Genomic DNA, 4,049 nt, shown 5'->3' with positions numbered 1-4,049 from the left:
AGCTGTCAGTCCTGCCAGTCCTGTAAGACTTGCCACAGCTGCCATTCCTGTAAGACTTGCCACAGCTGCCATTCCATGAAACGGGAGAAGTAATGCCTATCCGCTAAGATGTTGCGCCGACACGGCGTAATGTCGGCCCTTAATCAGGAAAAGTAAAAGCCAAAGCTTTACGGCTTTGGCTTTTGTGTATTTACATCAGCTTCTTGAGATCATTTTGATCTATTCTGCTGGCAGCATACTGCTCCTTGAGTATTTTGTAGACTCGCTCCATTGGCGGATAGAGACACTGACTGGAAAATTGGCAGTTCTCGCAATTCCAGCAGTTTAATTGTCCTTGGTAACTAATGACTTTCCCTGGCGAGTTGAATTCAGCCACAACCCCCTGGATTACCTCTTTCGGATAGAACACACTTAGTGTGCTCACGGCGTCCTTTTCCGTAAGCCCTTTAATCTTAGACGCCAGAAAATCCCGTACGCACTTATAATAAGTTATCACTTGGCGTTGCGGATTCGTATGTTGGATATAACTCAAGAATTTTGTGAAGCTCTCATAGGCTTTATTGGTGTCGCCTTTCCAGTAGTTTAGGGCAGTGACAAACAAGTCGGCATTACTGTAATACCACGGAAACGCTTTATCGCGCACTGGCAGATTGATGATATCCATGACCGAGACCCCAGGCGAGTAGTTCATGTTTTGCAGAAAGCCGATGATCGTAGCGGCACCAGCGTCGTCGAGGCAGTCGATGTTCCTGACAAGCCTTTTGAAGGTGTTGAAAGCAGCATAATTGGTAATGGGTCTTAGGTCATCAAACTCCTCGATTTCACTCAAGCCGGGAACGATGATATGAAAACTCGGAAAGCCCAGGAACGAAACATCACGTACATATGTCTCGCAGCCTAGTTGAGCCAGTCGGTCGACCATATAAGCCAGCATTTCTTTGTTTGTGTTTATCGTGGTTTCTTCGAATTCGTTGAATGGATAACTGAAGTTACGGCTGAAAAATTCCGTAGGATAAAACCCTGAGCCGGTCACTAGTATGCCCATGTAGTTTTCCGGATCGTCCGTTGGGCTGTGGAGACAAAACTCTCTGACCCCCGTCATCCATTTTATATCCTGTCCCTGAAGAAGTTCAGTCAATGTCCTTTCTGCGGCAATTTCAAATTTGGGATGAGCACCAAATTTTACAAAATAACTCTGATCATTTTTATTTACCAGGATAATCCCGACAATCGGCAACTTTTGTCCCAATGAGCAGTCTTTGAGTATAACTTCAAAATTGCCGCTTTTTTCAAGTGCGGCAACCATCGCCGCAATCTTGGGAAATTTCATGATGTAATACCGCGGTATAGTAGGCGGTACGATTCTCTCCCTAAGGATTCTTTTGTTGGCGTAGCGCTCCATGATTTCAGATATTCCCTGCACCAAAGCCTCTTCAGGCGAATTGCCGGCGCACATGCCATTTGACATATACATCATCGAGACCATTTTTATCGGGATATGGGAAATACGCTTGCTGTTGAGATTGCAATAAGGTAGAACGACAAAATCGGCAGATACCTTCTCATAAGACATTGTCTGCCAACTTTTCAGGAGTTCCCGTTTATCCAGCGAAGGTTTGACTCTGGACAATTGGGTTTTGATCCAATCTTCTTCACTGGCAAGGAACTCATCGATACTCATCGGTTTCTCATCAGGGGCGTAATTAAAGCCCAGGTATTCCATGATCTGGGGTTTTACATCCAAACTTAGTCTGTAGTGGCAGAGATTTTGCAGGCGTTCCATCATCTCACCGTAGGCGCTGGCCAGGGCAAATTCGACAGAGGTTCCTTTTCCATTGGTCAGCAGATCAGTATTTTCAATCGCCACGCTCACGGAGTAAAAACCATTCACCGAATTTTTCCATGAGCTTTCTACCGTTAGAAGGCCCATATTACCAAGAATATCTCTTATTTTGTTAATCGTTTTGATGGGCGTTTCATCTTTGTATTTCATATCAGTTGAATTCATGCATTACACCTCGCACCATAACATTTTACGCTGATCATGTTTAATTTTTAGTTCTTTTTAATATATGACCAAGTGTCAAGGTTTGTGATTGCTATGAACCATGACTTTAGCAACCGATAAAAAGATGTGATTGTCATGCTCGAACACATGAATGCTAAAAGTGATCACCGTGGGATGTCACAGGGATGGGTTGTCGACGATACAACTGGTTTGAAGGTAAGTGTCAATAACCCCGTACCCTTGGCATTAGACATATGGGTGCAGCTAGAGGTCTTGTATAACATCAGGACATATGTACTGAAAAGAGCAAAAAGGGTAAAATTGAAAGTGATTTTTACGGACGATTTCTTTTGCGTCAAAGCTTATACTAAAAACAGAAAGATGAAGTACTGCTTGCCAGTGAATGTCTAAAAATCGCTATTTACATGTATATGGCAAGTTAATCTCTTTCTCTATACCCATTCGGTTATGTACTTAAGGTACATAATAATTGATGAAAAGAAAGAAGGTTTTAAAATGGCACGTTTTACAATTCCACGTGATGTGTATTATGGACCCAATGCAATAGAAGAGCTGAAAGTTCTCAAAGGACATAAAAAAGCCATCATCGTATCTGGAAGTAACTTTATGATTGAGAATCAAAGCCTTGAAAAACTGACCAACGTTTTAAAAGAAAACGGAATGCAGGTTCAGTTGTTCGATAGGGTGGAAAGCAACCCAATGATTTCTACGGTTTACCGCGGCGCGGAAGTAATGAGAAACTATGAACCTGATGTAATTGTGGCACTCGGTGGAGGTTCTCCGACTGATGCGGCAAAGGCAATGTGGGTATTCTATGAGAACCCCGAGCTAAAATTCGACGATATCAAGACACCATTTAGCTTGCCAAAATTGCGCAAGAAAGCGATTTTCGTAGCGATTGGTACAACTTCTGGCACAGCAACGGAAGTAACCTCATTTTCTGTTATCACGGATGATGAAACCAAAATCAAGCATCCTATCGCTGATTTTGAAATTACACCAGATATTGCAATTGTGGACACAGAAATTCCATTGTCCATGCCCAAAAAGTTGACTGCCGACTCCGGTATGGACGCGATTACTCATGCAGTGGAAGCATATGTTGCTACTGCGCACACGGATCTAACCGATTGCCTGGCAATTAAAGCAGTGCAGATGGTTTTTGAAAATCTTGTTGACTCTTACAATGGAAGCGCAGAAGCACGGAAAAATGTGCATGTGGGCCAGAATTTGGCGGGAATGTCTTTTTCTAACGCCTTGCTTGGAATCGTTCATTCCCTTGCGCACAAAGTAGGCGTTGTCTATGGTGTTACGCATGGGCGTTGCAACGCTATTATGCTGCCGTATGTGATTGAGTACAACCGTGCAGTTGCGGAAGACCGGTTTGCGGACATTGCACGTGCACTTGGATTGAGCGGTGCAACCAACAAACAATTGACCAACTCTTTGATTGAGGCTATTAAGAAACTGAATGGACAGTTGGGTATTCCACTTTCCTATCAGGCTGCCGGTGTGGATGAAAAAACATTTCTTGATACTATAGATACGTTGACTGAGGCTGCAGTTGGCGATCCTTGTACATTATTCAATCCTCGTGAAACGAAATTTGAAAACATGAAAAGGGTACTCACTTGCAGTTATTACGGAACTGACGTAAATTTCTAATGTCATAAACCCCCGGCAGGCTGCTGTGCACCCCGTCAAGAGGACAATGAAAAAATAGAAGAATTTGATTGCTGTCTACCGAAATGGTGGGCAGCATTTCTTTATGCAGCCTTTGCGTACTGTTGGTGGAACTCCATCGGTGTCATGACAGACAAACGACGCTGTAAACGCTGGTAATTGTAATAGTAGATGTAGTCAGAAATAGTTTGCGCAAGCTGTTCCCGGCTGGTGAATTTGTACCCATAATACATTTCACGTTTTAGAATGCCCCAAAAACCTTCCATCGGACCGTTATCAATACAGTGCGCCACTCTAGACATGCTTTGCTTCATTCTTGCGGCTTGCAGCTTCATGT

At 43.4% G+C, this 4,049-nt stretch carries 3 protein-coding genes; 1 reads left to right on the top strand and 2 read right to left on the bottom strand.

The window, feature by feature from the left end; genetic code table 11:
- Positions 1 to 190: 190 nt before the first annotated feature.
- Positions 191 to 2,008, bottom strand: coding sequence for a YcaO-like family protein (locus tag BMZ99_RS25500; protein ID WP_090944836.1), 1,818 nt, complete (start codon positions 2,006 to 2,008; stop codon positions 191 to 193).
- 516 nt (positions 2,009 to 2,524) lie between these two features.
- On the opposite strand from BMZ99_RS25500, the gene BMZ99_RS25490 reads away from it, so the two are divergent.
- Entirely contained in the window at positions 2,525 to 3,694 is a 1,170-nt protein-coding gene (locus tag BMZ99_RS25490; RefSeq protein WP_090944829.1) for an iron-containing alcohol dehydrogenase, read from the top strand.
- Between the two features lie 101 nt (positions 3,695 to 3,795).
- Here the strand turns inward: BMZ99_RS25490 and BMZ99_RS25485 are convergent.
- On the bottom strand, positions 3,796 to 4,049 hold a 254-nt coding region (locus tag BMZ99_RS25485), incomplete at its 5' end, for an IS3 family transposase (RefSeq protein ID WP_090944826.1).

The organism is Pelosinus propionicus DSM 13327 (genome assembly GCF_900114615.1).
Classification (GTDB): Bacteria; Bacillota; Negativicutes; order DSM-13327; family DSM-13327; genus Pelosinus; species Pelosinus propionicus.
This window is presented reverse-complemented; position numbering and strand designations above follow the sequence as displayed.